The sequence below is a fragment of the Shewanella sp. Arc9-LZ genome (genome assembly GCF_010092445.1).
Lineage (GTDB): Bacteria > Pseudomonadota > Gammaproteobacteria > Enterobacterales > Shewanellaceae > Shewanella.
In genome coordinates this window covers 1,476,272-1,492,494 of the sequence record NZ_CP048031.1, presented here as the reverse complement: position 1 = coordinate 1,492,494, position 16,223 = coordinate 1,476,272, and the positions used below count along the sequence as shown (strand labels likewise).

The 16,223-nt window shown below is 39.7% G+C and carries 17 protein-coding genes; 5 read left to right on the top strand and 12 right to left on the bottom strand.

Annotation, left to right across the window (positions count from 1 at the left end):
* Positions 1-4: 4 nt before the first annotated feature.
* The 9 genes from flgH to GUY17_RS06390 form a co-directional block, all read right to left on the bottom strand.
* Positions 5-679, bottom strand: coding sequence for a flagellar basal body L-ring protein FlgH (gene flgH, locus GUY17_RS06430; RefSeq protein WP_101085425.1), 675 nt, complete (start codon positions 677-679; stop codon positions 5-7).
* Between the two features lie 9 nt (positions 680-688).
* Positions 689-1,477: a flagellar basal-body rod protein FlgG gene (flgG, locus tag GUY17_RS06425; protein WP_123777077.1), complete on the bottom strand. Its 789-nt coding sequence runs from the start codon at positions 1,475-1,477 to the stop codon at positions 689-691.
* Between the two features lie 11 nt (positions 1,478-1,488).
* Positions 1,489-2,232 carry a flagellar basal-body rod protein FlgF gene (gene flgF / locus GUY17_RS06420; protein WP_101085429.1) on the bottom strand — a complete coding sequence of 248 codons (744 nt, stop codon included), beginning with the start codon at positions 2,230-2,232 and terminating at the stop codon, positions 1,489-1,491.
* A 282-nt stretch (positions 2,233-2,514) separates the two neighbouring features.
* Complete coding sequence (gene flgE / locus GUY17_RS06415) at positions 2,515-3,900, bottom strand: flagellar hook protein FlgE (RefSeq protein ID WP_162022647.1); 1,386 nt, start codon at positions 3,898-3,900, stop codon at positions 2,515-2,517.
* A gap of 60 nt (positions 3,901-3,960) precedes the next feature.
* Positions 3,961-4,746 (bottom strand): flagellar hook assembly protein FlgD, encoded by a 786-nt coding sequence (gene flgD, locus GUY17_RS06410; RefSeq protein ID WP_162022646.1) that lies wholly within the window; start codon positions 4,744-4,746, stop codon positions 3,961-3,963.
* Positions 4,747-4,769: 23 nt separating this feature from the next.
* Positions 4,770-5,186, bottom strand: a complete 417-nt coding sequence (gene flgC, locus GUY17_RS06405; RefSeq protein WP_101085435.1) for a flagellar basal body rod protein FlgC — start codon at positions 5,184-5,186, stop codon at positions 4,770-4,772.
* 2 nt (positions 5,187-5,188) lie between these two features.
* Complete coding sequence (gene flgB, locus GUY17_RS06400; protein ID WP_162022645.1) at positions 5,189-5,587, bottom strand: flagellar basal body rod protein FlgB; 399 nt, start codon at positions 5,585-5,587, stop codon at positions 5,189-5,191.
* A 136-nt stretch (positions 5,588-5,723) separates the two neighbouring features.
* A complete protein-coding gene (locus GUY17_RS06395; RefSeq protein WP_101085440.1) occupies positions 5,724-6,557 on the bottom strand; it encodes a protein-glutamate O-methyltransferase CheR in 834 nt (277 codons plus the stop codon).
* Between the two features lie 72 nt (positions 6,558-6,629).
* Positions 6,630-7,550: a chemotaxis protein CheV gene (locus tag GUY17_RS06390; RefSeq protein WP_162022644.1), complete on the bottom strand. Its 921-nt coding sequence runs from the start codon at positions 7,548-7,550 to the stop codon at positions 6,630-6,632.
* A gap of 369 nt (positions 7,551-7,919) precedes the next feature.
* Between GUY17_RS06390 and flgA the strand changes: the two genes are divergently transcribed.
* The 3 genes from flgA (at position 7,920) to GUY17_RS06375 (ending at position 9,606) form a co-directional block, all read left to right on the top strand.
* Positions 7,920-8,627, top strand: a complete 708-nt coding sequence (gene flgA / locus GUY17_RS06385) for a flagellar basal body P-ring formation chaperone FlgA (RefSeq protein ID WP_101085442.1) — start codon at positions 7,920-7,922, stop codon at positions 8,625-8,627.
* 74 nt (positions 8,628-8,701) lie between these two features.
* Positions 8,702-9,031 (top strand): flagellar biosynthesis anti-sigma factor FlgM, encoded by a 330-nt coding sequence (gene flgM / locus GUY17_RS06380; protein ID WP_162022643.1) that lies wholly within the window; start codon positions 8,702-8,704, stop codon positions 9,029-9,031.
* Between the two features lie 101 nt (positions 9,032-9,132).
* Positions 9,133-9,606, top strand: a complete 474-nt coding sequence (locus GUY17_RS06375; RefSeq protein ID WP_162022642.1) for a flagella synthesis protein FlgN — start codon at positions 9,133-9,135, stop codon at positions 9,604-9,606.
* 219 nt (positions 9,607-9,825) lie between these two features.
* Here GUY17_RS06375 and GUY17_RS06370 read toward each other — a convergent pair whose 3' ends face one another.
* From GUY17_RS06370 to GUY17_RS06360, 3 genes are all read right to left on the bottom strand, one after another.
* Positions 9,826-10,386, bottom strand: coding sequence for a chalcone isomerase family protein (locus GUY17_RS06370; RefSeq protein WP_162022641.1), 561 nt, complete (start codon positions 10,384-10,386; stop codon positions 9,826-9,828).
* A gap of 80 nt (positions 10,387-10,466) precedes the next feature.
* Positions 10,467-10,946 carry a DUF2947 domain-containing protein gene (locus GUY17_RS06365; RefSeq protein WP_162022640.1) on the bottom strand — a complete coding sequence of 160 codons (480 nt, stop codon included), beginning with the start codon at positions 10,944-10,946 and terminating at the stop codon, positions 10,467-10,469.
* Between the two features lie 116 nt (positions 10,947-11,062).
* Positions 11,063-13,522: a 6-hydroxymethylpterin diphosphokinase MptE-like protein gene (locus GUY17_RS06360; protein WP_162022639.1), complete on the bottom strand. Its 2,460-nt coding sequence runs from the start codon at positions 13,520-13,522 to the stop codon at positions 11,063-11,065.
* Positions 13,523-14,056: 534 nt separating this feature from the next.
* On the opposite strand from GUY17_RS06360, the gene pseB reads away from it, so the two are divergent.
* Positions 14,057-15,058, top strand: a complete 1,002-nt coding sequence (pseB, locus tag GUY17_RS06355; protein WP_162022638.1) for a UDP-N-acetylglucosamine 4,6-dehydratase (inverting) — start codon at positions 14,057-14,059, stop codon at positions 15,056-15,058.
* A complete protein-coding gene (gene pseC / locus GUY17_RS06350; RefSeq protein ID WP_162022637.1) occupies positions 15,055-16,194 on the top strand; it encodes a UDP-4-amino-4,6-dideoxy-N-acetyl-beta-L-altrosamine transaminase in 1,140 nt (379 codons plus the stop codon). The genes pseB and pseC overlap by 4 nt, the downstream gene beginning before the upstream one ends.
* Positions 16,195-16,223 lie beyond the last annotated feature (29 nt).

Here is a 16,223-nt window from a genome sequence, read left to right as displayed (position 1 = left end):
CTCCTTAAAAAGGCCACCAGTCACTCATAAAGAATGAACTCAGCCAACCGACTTTTTGGGAGTCAGCAAACGTACCGGTACCGCTATACTGAATACGAGCGTTAGCCACTCGTGTCGAATCGATTGTATTGTCTGGATTAATGTCTTCGCTGCGGATCATTCCGGTGACACGAATAAACTCATCACCGTTGTTAATAGAAATCCATTTTTCACCGCGGATCACCAAGTTACCGTTACTGAGCACTTGGATGATATTGGCCGAAATACTGCCATCTAAACTGTTAGATTGATCGGCGTCAGATTCGCGCTTGGTGTTCATGCTGTCGGAGTAACCCAAATCAATTGGGACACCACTGATGGAAATATTTTTACCGCCGGCATAAATGGGCTCTACACTTAAATCTGAGCCTTTTTTGATTTCGTTATTGGCACTTTTCGACGCTTGAGTAGACTCTTTTAAGGTCACGGTAATAATGTCGCCGACGCGATGCGCACGAATATCGGAATACAAGCTTGATGCTTGGCTATCAAGATAAATAGATCCCGTTGGCGCCACCTGCGTCGGAACGGTATCTGGGTATACCGGCGCATAAAATGGGTCATCAGCAATCGGTTTCTTGGCAGTAGAACTACAGCCAGCCAATAACACTACTGAGGCTAACGCAATGTATTTAATCATGTTAGCTCCTTAGAGATTCTGATTAATATAAGACAACATCTGATCAACTGCTGAGATAACTTTAGAGTTCATCTCGTAAATACGTTGACCTTGAATAAGGTTGACCAACTCTTCTGTTACATTCACGTTAGAGGTTTCTAGTGCTCCTTGGCGAATAGAACCTAAGCCGTCTTGCGACGCAGTACCTTGAATAGGTGTGCCACTTGCACCCGTTTCGGTATACAAGTTTTGTCCTAACGGATCTAAACCTGCCGGATTAATAAAATCGGTCATGGTTAACTGGCCAATAACTTGACTGGCTGCGGTACCAGGGGTTTGCACTGACACTTCGCCCGATGCCGATACCGTAATACTGGTGGAATCATCCGGGATGGTAATTGGCGGTTGCACCACATAACCTGAACCCGGGGTTACAATCTGACCAGTATCATCTAAGCTGAACTGGCCATTACGCGTGTAGGCTGCTGTGCCATCTGGCATTTGCACTTCAAAAAAGCCCGAACCTTCAATCATTAAATCTAATGAGTTATCGGTAGTCAGCATGTTGCCTTGGGTAAACATTTTTTGGGTAGCAACAACTTTAGTACCCGCACCAATGTTTAAACCATTGGGTAACTTGCTGTTGTCTGAGCTAATACCACCGGCTTGATTAACCGTTTGATAAAGTAAGTCTTCAAATACCGCACGACTTTTCTTAAATCCGACAGTACTGGCGTTGGCCACGTTATTTGAAATAACGGCAATGTTAGTTTGCTGGGCATCGACACCGGTTTTACTTATCCATAACGCTGGATGCATAATAATTACTCCTAACTAATTCTCATCAAGGAAGTGGACGCCCGATCAATTTCTTCAGCGTTCTTCATCATTTTGACTTGCATTTCGTATTGACGTTGAATATCAATCATGGCGACCATTTCATGCACTGAGTTCACATTACTGCCTTCAACCGCGCCGCTTTCAACTTGAACGCCGGGGTCGTTTGGTGCATTGCCACCCGCAGTTAAGCGAAACAACCCATCTTCACCGCGCATTAGGTTTTCGTTACCAGGATTAACTAATTTAATCCTCGCGACCTCTTCTATCACTTCAGCGGTTGCTCCTTGCGGACGTACTGAAATAATACCGTTGGCGGAAATTTCTATTTTCTCAACCGGAATGGGTAACACAATAGGACCCGAAGCTCCCATTACCGGACGGTTACTGCTATTTAACAACAAACCTGTACTGTCAATTTTTAAACTGCCCGCACGGGTGTATCCTTCAGAACCATCTGCCGCTTGCACTGCAAGCCAACCATCACCCTTAACCGCAATATCAAGGTCACGACCAGTGGTTTTAATCGGACCACCGTTAAAATTACTGCCAGGGCTTTCCATCATCGAAAATACCCGTGTAGGCAAGCCTTCACCAAATGCCTGCATTGAACGGGCTTGGACCATGTCAGCTTTAAATCCATCAGTATTGGCGTTAGCAAGATTGTTCGCACTCACTGCTAGGGCATTCATCCCCTGCTTTGCGCCACTCATGGCAATATAAAGAAATTTGTCCATTTTTTGCTCCGTCAAACTTTCTGCAAAAACACTATATACACAGAACAAGCAAGCATCATGCCAATGAGATTTAAGTTGTGTTGTAAGGAGGTAACTACATGAATCGGTTAATCAATAAAATTAACGAATAACGCGTGAGTGTCAAAAAAGCATCTATCAACACTAGTGAGGTAATAACAAGGAGTAGCGAGGAGTAACAATAACAAGGATAAAGGCAAGGTGTTGCCGTAAACGGCAACACCTATTATCACGTAAACATAAATTGATAAGGTAAAGGTAAACTTAACGGATTTGTAATATGGTTTGATTTAAGGTGTTGTTGACTTCAAGCGTACGCGAGTTAGCCTGGAAGTTACGCTGAGCCGAGATTAAATCAACCAGCTCTGTGGTTAAATCAACGTTTGATTGCTCAAGGGCAGATGAACGAATACTACCAAATGTACCGCTATTGGCTTCTCCCGCTAATGCAGCACCTGAATCGATACTGGCTTTCCAAGATGTATTACCCACCTGTGTAAGGCCTTGTTCATTAGCAAAGCGTACTAATGCCACGCGCGCTAACGGAACCGTTGAGCCATTACTGTAACTAGCGGTAATTAAACCATCGGAACCAATACCAACATTGGTTAATCGACCGACGGTAATACCATCTTGAGTCAATTCAGTCACTTCAAACGGAGATGCATATTGAGTCGGATTATTAAATTTTATCGTAAGCGCTTGAGTACCATCGGCCCCAGGACCTAAAGCACCTGCACCAGCAGCACCTAAAGCCTCAGTGGTAATAGTGGTAGGGTCACTGATAGTATAAGCACCAACAGAGTTAAACTTAAGCACCGCACCTGACCATGTGCCAACACCACTAGGGTTGGCAGCTGATGCGAGCCCTGTTGCATCCACGAGACCATCACCATCAGTGTCAGTATCGGTATCAGTAATATATTTTCCAGCAGTTGTTACATCGACAGGATCACCATCAACAGCATAAAAAGCCACCCAATTACTTTCGCCAGTATGCGAACCACCAGTGGGTTTAACAAAGTAAGTGGTCATAATATGCGATTCACCTAACGAATCATAAATCGTCACCGAGGTGGAATTATTAAATGTATCAGAATCTGCAGGATTAAAATTAATTGGATCTAGGGCTATTTCACTCACATTGAGATTCATCTGCAAACCAACATTTTCAGTTTGCACTGGGCTACCCGCCGTGTCAGGAATCTTAATCGGTTGGGTTGTGGTTAAACTCACCGAGGTTGAGTTACCGTCTTCATCCACCGGGAAACCTTGTAAAAAATTCCCTGCTGAGTCAACCATATAATTGGCCGAATCAACTTTAAACGCACCCGCACGGGTATATGACTGATCTTGCGAACCTAATTCAGAAGAGGTAACAAAGAAACCACCACCACTGATCGCCATATCCAATGAGTTACTGGTAAATTGCAAGCTACCTTGATGAAACTGCTGCGCAACTTGTGTAGTAGTTGTACCGCCACCCACAGCCGTTTTACTGTTAGAAAAAATTGAATTGGCGTAAACGTCAGCAAATTCAGCTCGAGACTCTTTAAAACCAATAGTATTGACGTTAGCGATGTTATTCGCGGTTGTATTTAAATCTTTTTGCGCGGCAGCGATACCACTCAATGCGATGTTAAATGACATATTACACCTCTCACAATTAATTCATTTATGATGACAACTAACGATTCGTTGTTAGCCGTACTATGTTTCAGATACTGCGAGTACGTCAGATAACTTAATTCCACCTACTCCACGCAAATTCAAAATTGCTCCTGTTGCTACAGTGCCTAATGACACACTGGTAACATGAGCGTAAGTCGATACGGCTAAATCTTGTGACGTTCCATCGACTTTACCACTGGCCTTAATGGCATAATTACCCGCTTTAGCTGGGTTACCACTTTTATCTAGACCATCCCAAGTCACATCAACATTGCCGCCTTTACTGCCGTCAACATTAAAGCTCTTAATAAGCTGACCCGACTCGTCTTCAACCCTTACCGTAATCGTTTCAATTGCTGACGGCGTACTGATCACCCCTTTTATCTCAGAGCTTTCGGTAGAGATAGCGCCGGTATCAGAAGGAATGAGCACTTTGCGGCCAACCAAGCCTGAAGCTTGTAACGCCTGGCTAGAACTCATCACAGTATTAAGGTTAAGGATTTCATCATTAAGATTTGAAATACCATCGACTGTAGAAAACGATGCCATTTGGGCAATCATTTGATCGTTATCAACCGGTTTAAACGGATCTTGCATCGACAATTGCTGACTGAGTAAAGCAAAAAAATCTTCTTGCTTTAACATCTGATCTTTTGATTCAGGGATAGCGCTTTCTTCAGGCAAACGAATTCCGTCAAGGAAAGGATTACCCGTAGTCGTGCTGGTCGTATTTGTCTGTACAGAACTTTTCGTTGTAGCGCTAGTATTAGATGCACTACTGGATTGTTGCGGTAAAGACTGACTGTAAGAATTAACGAGGCTCATTGTTACCTCCTTGAATAATCATACTATTTACCCATCCTTAATGTCTGTTGCAACATAGACTTTGTTGCATCAGCCACCTGAACGTTCATTTGATAAGAACGCGATGCAGAAATCATATCCGCCATTTCTTCCATCACATTGACATTAGGTTTATAGATAAAACCATCACCATCCGCCATGGGATGGTCTGGCGAGTATTCTTTTAATAATGGCTTATTACTTTCGACAATGCCTTTAACGGTTACGCCAGGCGAACTGTTTTGCTGGCTATTGGCTTTTAGCATTTCGGCTTCAAAAACAGGATGACGCGCGCGATAGGTTTTATCGACACTGCTAGACACAGAATCAGCATTGGCAATATTACTGGCGGTGGTATTCAAACGCACTGACTGCGCAGACATACCTGAACCAGAAACATTAAAAATATTAAATAAACTCATAATTAATCACCTCGCAATGCTTTACGCATGCCACTAAATTTACTTTCAAGAAAGCCTAATGACATTTGATATTCGAGCGCATTTTGCATAAATGCTGCTTGCTCTTTCTGCGTATCGACAGTATTACCATCGCCAGTATCAGCTTGATTTGGCATACGATATTGAACATGCTGTTGACTTAACGCCGTTAAATCAAAATGTTTCTCTGTGGTTTGGCTCATACTCAAGCCTTTCTGATGCGAGCTTGCCGCTTGCATAGCAGAAGCAAAATTGACATCTTGAGCTTTATAATGAGGAGTATTGGCATTGGCGATATTACTTGAAATCACTTCTGCTCTTTGAGCTCGAATGCCCAAAGAGTATTGGTGAACACCTAATGCATTATCGAAATTAATCGCCATAAAATTGCCTCCATCAGCTAACTGGTAGAAATAAAGCAAAGGTTATGCCAACAATTTAATTTATGAGGGAATAAAAGATAAAAACAAACATGCCGACGAATGCCGGCATGATAAATAGATTAAGCTATTATATTATCTAGGTTTTCTTTTGATAATAAATTCCAGGATTACAGCGAACCATATTAAATTCTTCGGTTAATCCCGCAAGAGATTCTGACGCACCCAAAAATAAAATACCTTTAGGATTAAGTGCGGCAGCAAATTGCCGCAAAATTTTAGCCTTTGCCTCAGGAGCAAAGTAAATCAACACATTGCGGCAAAAAATAATATCGTATTTACCTAATAGGCTATAACTTTCAAGTAGATTATGGGCTCTAAAGTTAACTAATCGCTTCACATTATCTTTAACTTTCATGTTACCCGAAGGTAAAGCATCAAAAAACTGACGTTTACGTTCTTCAGACAAACCACGAGCAAGTGCTAAACCATCATATTCAGCATTTTTACAACGATCTAGCATAGAAGGTGATAAATCTGTTGCCTGAATTGTCGCGCCTCCTGGTAAAGCACCAGGTTTACGTTGTTGATATTCCAACACCGTCATGGCCAACGAATAAGGTTCTTGACCTGAAGAGCACGCAGCCGACCAAATTTTTAATGGTCTGCCAAGCTTACTGTATTCAGGCAATAGAGTATTGTGCAGTAATTCAAATGGGTAACGGTCTCGAAACCATAACGTTTCATTGGTGGTCATCGCATCTATCACTTCAGCGCGCAGTTGTCGTTCTATCGGTTTCATCGACTTTTTAACTACCTCAGACAAAGAAGGCAAATTATGCTTCCCCATCAAAGGCGCTAAACGACTGCGGACTAAATATTGTTTGTTCTCACCTAACACAATACCGCTATGCTGTTCTAAAAACAGCCTAAATTGATTGTACTCTGCTTCAGCAAGTGATTTATCTGTCACATTATCTTCCTAATAGGTAAGCCTATGAACTCAACCTCCAATATTTTGCAATCTTTTGCAATAATAAAAGGTTTATAAACTTAAATGTTTGTTAACCGCTGCGGCTAACTCATCGGGGTTAAACTTAGCAATAAAGTCGTTAGCCCCTACTTTTTGTACCATCGCTTGGTTAAATACACCACTTAATGATGTGTGCAATACTACTTTGATATTCTTTAATTTTGGATCATTACGAATTTCAGCCGTTAAGGTATAACCATCCATTTCAGGCATTTCAATATCAGAAATGATTAACGGAATTTCAACTGAAACATCATCCATTTCTGCGGCAATACTTTTCAGTTTTTCCAGCGCCTCTCTACCATCTTTAGCGGTATCGATTTGCAGATTTAATGACTCTAACGAACGAATAATTTGTTTACGTGCTACAGCAGAATCATCAATAACCATAATATGATAATGCTGTTCTCTATCAATAGTTAATGCTTCATTAAGCTCTTTACTGATAGAAGTCTTAACCGGTGAAATTTCATCAAGAATTTTTTCAACATCTAGAATCTCTACCAACTCACCTTCAATCTCTGTCACCGCAGTTAAATAAGAAGAGCGGCCAGAACCTTGCGGTGGAGGCATAATCGCTTCCCAATTCATGTTGATAATACGTTCAACTGAACTGACTAAAAAGCCTTGAATACTACGGTTATATTCAGAAATGATAATAAAGCAATTTTCTGTTGATGTCAGTGGGCGTCCACCCGTTGCGGCACTTAAATCGATAACGGAAATGGTTGAGCCACGAATATGAGCAACACCTTTAACAAAACGGTTTAATTTAGGCAATGTAGTCAGTGGTGGGCATTGCAAAACCTCTTTCACTTTAAACACGTTAATGCCAAACCGTTGACGGCCGCTAAGCCTAAACAATAGCAGCTCGAGTCTGTTTTGCCCGACAAGTTGGGTACGTTTATTTACTGAATCTAAAATGCTCGACATAACAAGGCCTTGTAGTTAACTGTCACCCAAAAGGATAAAAATTGTTCTTTGAAATTATAGTAAACCTTGGTTTAGCATAATACGGTTAGTACATATTTTACTGATGGTCACTCAATTTGAGTGTAAACCATCACCAATGTAACAAATACATCTCAATTTAATGAATCAAAAAGTGGGCATGCAACTTGCTTTAATTTTGTATAAATTAGCTCGCACTGTGAACTGACACTTTTTTGACGAAGGGATAATGTTATTCTTATGTCCCCTAGCCCATTTATTTTAGCTTATTGTGTATGCAGAGATTACTCGCATATTTTTCGTTTTTCAAAGTATAGGTGCATTCTGGCAAAACAAGCTAGTATCTTCATTATGAAAGTATTTTTTTTATGTTTTTTGTGTTCAATAACATTTTCTTTGCCTGCAATTGCTAGCGAAGAAATTATCACACCTTCACTATCGACCATTTATGCGTTAGCTAAAGAGGCGGTAGCCAAAAAAATTGATGCTGACTCAAAAGCTAAAGTGCAAATAACCCCACAAAACCTTGAGGGCAGAATCAGTCCACCAGCCTGTTACCCACCGATTAATGTCGAACTTGCCAGTGAACGGGCTATTAGTCGAAATAACATGGTAAAACTCAGTTGTAATAGCCCTGACTATGACTATCCATGGCAAATGTATCTCTCTGTTCGAGTCGAAATCCAATACCCTGTTGTGGTGGCCAACCAACTATTGTCCCCTGACCAAATTATTGGCGAACATCATTTACAAGTCATGTATGTTGACCAATATAGCTTAAAAGGTCAGTTTTTTTCCGACACCACGACATTAATCGGCTCGCGGGTGAAACGTCGGGTAGCGAAAGACTCTCCAGTATTAAGTAATAACCTGTGCTTTGTTTGCAAAGGTGACACTGTTTCTATTTATGCTAAAACCACTAATGTAGAAATAAAAACCCTTGGGGAAGCATTGCGTGATGGCAATATCGATGAGGTTATCAGAGTAAAAAACAGTAACACTAGCAAACAATTCGATGCGGTTGTAATTGGCGTTGGCGAAGTTGAAGTAAGAATGTAAAATAGCGTTAAAGTTTTTTCCTGGGGTGCCGATAGCCTAATTGGAAAACCTGATTCATTACGCTGGAGCCTCCCATGGCAATTGATATTAAGCATAACACTGCTACCAATACACAAATGCGCACTGCACGTGACACGCAGTCTGCTACGCAATCTACAACTACTGCAGCCCCAAAATCAGCTGCACCGGTTAAAACAGATTCCGTTAGCATTACCTCTCAAGCTCACCAGCTTCAGAGCGCGCAAACAAAAATGGCATCGTTACCAGAAGTAGACCAAAAAAAGGTCGCTGAAATTAAGCAAGCAATCTCTGAGGGACGATATAAAGTCGATCCAGAAAAGCTTGCAGCGAATATTGCCAGCTTTGAAGCAGAGCTAGGCGGTTTATCGTTTGACAGAGAGTAACCGTTAAACGTTACTCTTTAACTTGTTTTAACGACACACAGATAATAGGTGCAAACTTGCACCATAGATAAGTGTTAGTTAAAAAAACCTAAGAGTAATTTATGACAGAGTTAAACCAGCCATTACACAAGCAAGCAAGCGAAGATCAACGCAAAGAGCTACACCAACTGCTTGATAGTCAAAATCAGACATTAACGCAGCTGAAATCGCTTATTGTTGAAGAGAAAGCGGCATTATCCAAACAAGATGCCGACAAACTGCTGGCGCTTTCCAAAGATAAAACCCAGTGCTTATTCAATATGAAAGCCACTGACGAAAAACTGGCAAGCCACCCACAACACAATCTGCTCACCACCGATACTGAACTGGCACAACAAGTCTCACGAGCTAAAACTATTCTCGCCGAGTGCAAAGACATCAACAGTCAGAATGCCAGCTTGATTGAGCTCAATATCGCCAGCCTCAATCGATTTGCCCAGGCATTACAAGCCAGCCGCAATGCCTCAAGCTTGACCTACAATGACAAAGGTAAAACCTCTACCATTTCAACACTGGGTAATGACTTTTCAGCCTAATAAAACTTAGCAACAGCCTAGAGCGCTGCGCTGCTAGATCGCTTCGCGGCTAGAGACTATAAAATCTTAGCGACAGCCTAGAGCGCTACGCTGCTAGGACGCTTCGCGGCTAGAGGCTATAAATCTTAGCAGCGAAGCTGTCCCTAGAAGCAAAGCGACCCTAGCAGGACGTAGTCCGCCCTAGAACCTAGTAGTCTGCCCTAGAACCTAGCAGGTGATTTATTGAGCTAGCATAGCTTGGCGTAAACTTTGTTGTACCGGAGTTTCACCTAACCAAATCTTAAGTAAAGCCTGACGAAATGCCTCTCCAGCAATATCTCCCTGAGCATTACCATTTTTGATACTGCTCACGCCCTTGCCTTTTTGGGTGACAAAAGTAAATTGATCACCGTCGACAATTTCATCTGCAAACAATTGGGTAAAATGTTCAATATCTTTGGCAATTGAGTGCGTGTCATTGTCGGTAGCAGCTTCAAAACCTTCAGTAATGGCATCACGCATTTTGTTTGAAGTGATCATCCCAGAAGTAATCGTTAGCTGGATCACCGCTATCGGCTGAGTAAGCACATCTTCTAGAGTGTGCACTTTTGTCGGCAGATATAAACTACCCACATATAAATCCATAAAAAACTTACTGCGTACACCAGCGCCATTCAATATCAATGGCTGCTCTGCTACTGTAATTTGCTCTGCTACTTCAACATCTGCAATCATGCTAGCTTGCGCCAACAACGGCATCATTAACGATAAGCTCAATCCAATTGAAGCTAATAATTTCATATAAACTCTCTAAAAAACTGCAATATCAACGACTACACCATCAGCCGTTTAACCAACAACCGCAACTCAAGTCGGGTAATTTAACCGCGAACGCCTAATTTATATTGGCCATTCTGTAGAAACATCAATGCTTGCTTGTGCTTTGGCGAGATTAAAATTGGACCATCATCAAAAAATAAAAAGCACTTCCAATTACGCACAAACACATCCCAGCGAGTTTCAACTATTTGGTATTTTTCATAGCAAAAGTACACCACCGCATCATCAGGCCATTGAATATGCGCAATAATTGCTTCAGGCATTGCATTATCATTAGAATCCCATGCCGACTGCCAATGCTCCGTTGCCGCCCAAGCATCTTGCTTTATTGGCCAATCACCTTTTTCAAACAGCTCTGCACGACTGCTCTTATTGCTTATCCACTTATCCCACACTTCCATGGCACTTTTATCGGTCAGCGGTTTAATAAAGGCCTTATCATCATCTGATACAGGCAAATCTTTATGGTTAAAAATCCACTTACGGCGGTATGTTTCTAAAGATATATAGGTGTGCGCCAAAAAAATCTCCTAGGATATGTAGATGAGCAATACTGAAACGAGGCTAATTATACGGTCTAAAGGGTAATAGTGAAATCACCGAACATAAATCTTCGAGTTCAGTGATCTTGAGCCAGCTATTGTGGGATATTCATTAATCTTGTAAGTTCAGACAAGTGATCATGTGCCACCTTATTATTAGGTTCAGCATTAATTGCATTAGAAAATGCAGTATACGAAGCTTCTACTTGATTGATTTCAAACATGAATAAGCCAAGCTTAATCCACGTCTTAGTATCTAATGGATACTTTTCTAGGTAATCGAGATAGACATTAACTGATTCTTGAATCTTACCTTGGAGTTTTAAAATATTAGCATACTGAGGTATATACTCATCACTATGAACCAACATTTTGACCAGAGTAGATGAAGCTAGAGAAAGGTCCCCTAGTTTAAGAGCTAGTAAAATAATATGTTTCAACTCAATTTCTGTACTTAGATCTTCAGGCAGAGCAAGTAAAGCATCTAATGCCTGCTGTGGCTCTTGTTCAAGACTGAGTTGGAATGATAATGCGAGGTGATATAGTCTTTTAGCTTCATTGTCAGATTCAATTAAAGGAAGTAAATTTTGGACTGTAAGTGATAATCCATAACTATTTTTATTAGAGTTTAGTACCATAATTTTTTTATAGACGTTTTCCATTTTAGAAGCTTTATTTAGCACATCAATATAAGCTTTTCGTACTTGAGTAATATCTTCTTTAAATTTTTCATTCAACTGTTCAAAGATTTCATTCTCATGCGAGTCCGATAATGGAGCTTTATGGTTTTTACACCATAAGAAAACTCTACCTGGCTGACTATTTTCTAACCACGTAGGTGCAAGCGGTATTAATGAGTTAGCATTAACTTCTAGTATTCTAAATACTATTTTTTCATAGGACTTTATCACTAATTTAAGAATGTTGTAGCAAGTTTGATTAAATGCATCATAGTAACTTATTGTCATTTCATTAATATGTGACTGAGTCCAGCTTTCTGTTTCTCTTGTTGTTAAAAATTTTGAAAACTCAAAATATCCATACATTTTAATTAATCTTGTTAGCTCTGGATACTTTGAATTTATACTTTTTTCGATCTTATTGACTTCGTTAAGTATTACATCAGAACTCAATGAGTTTAAATTTAGTTTCTTAGATAAAGTTAACGCATTTTTTGTTAGCTTTAATAGTTTAGTGAGATCATCTTTAGCTTTTTGACATTCATTTAATGATTGTTCTAAATCTAGCTTTTTATTTTCAGTGTTACACATATCTAAACTAGAGATTATTTTACTACCAAATTCATCAAGAATAATTTTTTCAGTAGAAAAATGAGATACTCCTTCTATTTTTGCAGCACTGTTTGACAAATTTATAAAATCAACATTTGGATATTCTTTCACCTCAGATGCAAGTGATGCCATTGCATGGACAAGCTGTATTGGAGCTTCAGCTTGGTAGCCAGCATAGGTTTCAACCCATTTGTTACTATGTCCTAAACTTGGACCAAGATTGGCTTCAACCGTTCCGTTAGCGTGGGAGTATCCAGTTCTGGAGTAACAATAATCAACACCACTTAATAGTATTCTGTTGAATCCCATTTCAATAGCTAAGCGAACCGAGCTATTAGTAACTGTCGGTCCGATAGTAATAATGTTATCGTGATCATTCTTGCTACTCCATGGATATCGTTGACCTAGATATACACTTTGTCCTTGCCATTGTGAAAGTACTTTTGGACTAATATGGTAAGAGTTTACTAGAAGTGTATTTTCACTCAATGCAAAAATTTCTCGGCTAACATCAAAACTAAACTCTTGTGGATCAACACAAGTGATAATATCAACTGAAATAGACTTTTTAGCTAACTTACCTGCAATACGCGACACTGCGATAATGAAAAGATTGTCATTATTCTTTACTATCCAATCAATTTGCTCATCTAATGAAGGACCACCAGCAACGACCAAGCAAGTCTTTCCTTTAAATTGATTTCTTAAATACTTTGCAGGTGTATGATTATCTGGAACATTCTCTAGCTGAGTCTGAAAGAATACTTTTTGATTCAATGAACTTCTATGGTTAAAGTGTTCATCTTGCACCTTGTCCTCTATTCGGCTAAATAGTGAGCTATAGGCTTCTAGGTGTTGGGATGTGACACCTAGAGAAGCGTAGATTTCATACGCTCCTTTAGCGATATATATTCTTATTTCCTCTTGTTCTAACAGATCTAAAAAATCAGTTTCATTTACAATTTTAAAGTTTTTTTTCTTAGCTAACGGGACATCTATTATTAGTAATGACAGCACTTCATCTAATTCAATAAAAATAAATTTAGACCCTAAAGCAATTTCCTGCTCTAATGCATAACTAGCTAGCAGACCAGAATCCATTCCAATAACAATATTAAGCTTATCTTTAAACGAAAAATCCTTTTTAAACTTATGATTATAAATTGTTTTTGAGTCAATATTTTCAAAAGTATAGCGATTTACGCTAGGTAAATAGTATTCATTAAATCGACTTATTGCGAAGTTATTCAATATATTATTCATTAGTTATACATTCCTATTCGTCGGCAAGTAAGTCAATACAAGCTTTTATCTTACATTACAAAGTAAAGATTTACTCAGGTAGAATGCAATAAATGCACCATGTTATTTTTTGACAGTTTATATTTACATTTAGCTACATGATGTTGCAGGGCGAGATCGTGAACATTTTTCATACAGATTAAGTATTTTTTTAGAACTATATTTGTTCAGTACGTTATCACTTCATGAATGATTGGAAGTGATTCAGTATTGAAATTATTCATAGTGCTCAAAAAACGCACACTCATGCGGTCGCCCTGATGGGATAGCTAGAAAAAGCCGGTTTGATGCAATAAAGCCGAAATTAGTCTATATAATAATATAAACTTTACTAGTAACCACATATACTAATAGAGCTTTATTGTTGAGTAAACTACGTTCAAGCATTGATTTTACGCCTTATTGGCTCAATTTTTGCCTTAAATGATCAATATTACAAGTTGCTAGGTTACATTATATAGATGCAAAGCTAAATTGAGCCACTGGGGAGGCCCTATGTTTGATAACAAAACAATTTTAATTACTGGTGGTACAGGCTCATTCGGTCAAAAATATACTAAGACAATTTTAGCGCGTTATAAACCCAAGCGGTTGATTATTCTCTCTCGTGATGAGTTAAAACAATACGAAATGCAGCAGATATTTAATGCTCCCTGCATGCGTTATTTCATTGGAGATGTTCGTGATGCAGACCGCTTAATGCAAGCATTTCAAGATGTCGATTATGTTATTCATGCTGCGGCTTTAAAACAAGTGCCTGCTGCAGAGTATAATCCAATGGAATGTATCAAGACGAACATTTATGGTGCAGAGAATGTTATCAAGGCCGCTATTGCCAACAAAGTAAAAAAGGTGATCGCCTTATCGACAGATAAAGCTGCGAGTCCTATTAATCTTTATGGCGCGACAAAGTTGGCTTCTGATAAGTTATTTGTTGCAGCAAATAACATCGTTGGCTCAGGAAAAACACGCTTTGCTGCCGTCAGATATGGGAATGTGGTGGGTTCTCGTGGTTCCGTCGTACCTTATTTTAAACAGTTGATTGCTAATGGTGCTTCATCTCTTCCCATTACCCATCCTGATATGACACGCTTTTGGATTACACTCCAAGATGGTGTAGATTTTGTCCTTAAAAATTTCTCTAGAATGCAAGGTGGAGAAATTTTCGTACCTAAAATCCCTTCAATACACATTACTGAACTAGCGGATGCTTATGGTAAAGGCTTACCACACGAAATCGTGGGTATTCGTCCTGGAGAAAAAATGCATGAAGTTATGTGTCCAGGTGATGATTCTCATCATACGATAGAATTCGATGATCATTTTGTTATCACACCATCAATAAAGTTTTTTGGTCGTGAAAGCGATTTTACTGTTAATGCTTTAAATGAAACTGGCACTTTAGTTAATTCGGGCTTCGAATATAACTCCGGTAGCAATTCTCATTTTTTAACAGTTGAAGAAATATTAAAACTAGATGAGGAATCATGTTTATGATCCCATATGGAAAGCATGATATTGTCGCTGATGATATTGCAGCCGTTGTTGAAGTGTTACAATCCGACTTTTTAACTCAAGGCCCTAAAGTTCCAGAGTTTGAAAAGGCCATTTGTGATTATACGGGAGCCGCATTCTCTGTAGTTGTTAATAGTGCAACTTCTGCCCTACATATTGCTTGCCTTGCTTTGGGTGTTGGTCCTAGAGATTTAGTATGGACATCACCTATTACCTTTGTTGCATCGGCAAATTGTGCTTTGTATTGCGGTGCTGAAATTGACTTTGTCGATGTCAACTCAGAAACTGGTAATATGTGTCCTATTGCCCTTGCCGATAAATTACGTAATGCTAAGCATTTACCTAAAGTAATTATTCCTGTTCATTTAGCTGGCCATAGCTGCGATATGCAAGCAATTGGTGATTTAGCTAAACAATATGCTGTGAGTGTTATAGAGGATGCTTCTCATGCTATAGGAGGAAGCTATCAAGACCAAAAGATAGGCGCATGTCAGCATTCCGATATTTGTGTATTTAGTTTTCATCCGGTAAAAATAATCACTAGTGCAGAAGGAGGTGTTGTTACTACACAACAATTCGACTTAGCTAAACGTATGGCTCAATTTCGTAGCCATGGAATAGTTAAAGATCCTGCTGTCATGCTCAGGACGGATGAAGGTGATTGGTATTATGAACAACACGAATTGGGATTTAACTATCGCATGACAGATCTGCATGCGGCGCTGGGATTATCACAGTTAAATAGGCTCGACCAATTTGTTGCAGAGCGTAATCGTTTAGCTGTCATCTATGATAAGCAGTTAAATGGTCTATCGTTAACTCCTGTAGATCCATTAACTAAGTCTGTCAGCGCTCGCCATCTTTACATGATACGTTTACACCAGAGTGATCAGCGGCGTAGGATATTCGATTGCATGCGCGCTAAGGGGATTCAAGTGCATGTGCATTATTTTCCGGTGCATTTGCAGCCTTATTATCTTGACCTTGGCTTTAAAAAGGGTGACTTTGTTAATGCTGAGTCATTTTATCAACATATTTTAACCCTCCCTCTTTATCCTTCCTTAAGTGATAATGGCCAACAACAGGTTATCGACGAGCTATATTCTTACCTTGCCTAGCTTAACTCGGTATCGTTAGGCGCAGGCCA

Bases quoted from the DNA above. Each gene is read 5' to 3' on its own strand.
- flgH (WP_101085425.1), bottom strand. From the start codon at position 679: ATGATTAAATACATTGCGTTAGCCTCAGTAGTGTTATTGGCTGGCTGT.
- flgG (WP_123777077.1), bottom strand. From the start codon at position 1,477: ATGCATCCAGCGTTATGGATAAGTAAAACCGGTGTCGATGCCCAGCAA.
- flgF (WP_101085429.1), bottom strand. From the start codon at position 2,232: ATGGACAAATTTCTTTATATTGCCATGAGTGGCGCAAAGCAGGGGATG.
- flgE (WP_162022647.1), bottom strand. From the start codon at position 3,900: ATGTCATTTAACATCGCATTGAGTGGTATCGCTGCCGCGCAAAAAGAT.
- flgD (WP_162022646.1), bottom strand. From the start codon at position 4,746: ATGAGCCTCGTTAATTCTTACAGTCAGTCTTTACCGCAACAATCCAGT.
- flgC (WP_101085435.1), bottom strand. From the start codon at position 5,186: ATGAGTTTATTTAATATTTTTAATGTTTCTGGTTCAGGTATGTCTGCG.
- flgB (WP_162022645.1), bottom strand. From the start codon at position 5,587: ATGGCGATTAATTTCGATAATGCATTAGGTGTTCACCAATACTCTTTG.
- GUY17_RS06390 (WP_162022644.1), bottom strand. From the start codon at position 7,550: ATGTCGAGCATTTTAGATTCAGTAAATAAACGTACCCAACTTGTCGGG.
- flgA (WP_101085442.1), top strand. From the start codon at position 7,920: ATGAAAGTATTTTTTTTATGTTTTTTGTGTTCAATAACATTTTCTTTG.
- flgM (WP_162022643.1), top strand. From the start codon at position 8,702: ATGGCAATTGATATTAAGCATAACACTGCTACCAATACACAAATGCGC.
- GUY17_RS06375 (WP_162022642.1), top strand. From the start codon at position 9,133: ATGACAGAGTTAAACCAGCCATTACACAAGCAAGCAAGCGAAGATCAA.
- GUY17_RS06370 (WP_162022641.1), bottom strand. From the start codon at position 10,386: ATGAAATTATTAGCTTCAATTGGATTGAGCTTATCGTTAATGATGCCG.
- GUY17_RS06360 (WP_162022639.1), bottom strand. From the start codon at position 13,522: ATGAATAATATATTGAATAACTTCGCAATAAGTCGATTTAATGAATAC.
- pseB (WP_162022638.1), top strand. From the start codon at position 14,057: ATGTTTGATAACAAAACAATTTTAATTACTGGTGGTACAGGCTCATTC.
- pseC (WP_162022637.1), top strand. From the start codon at position 15,055: ATGATCCCATATGGAAAGCATGATATTGTCGCTGATGATATTGCAGCC.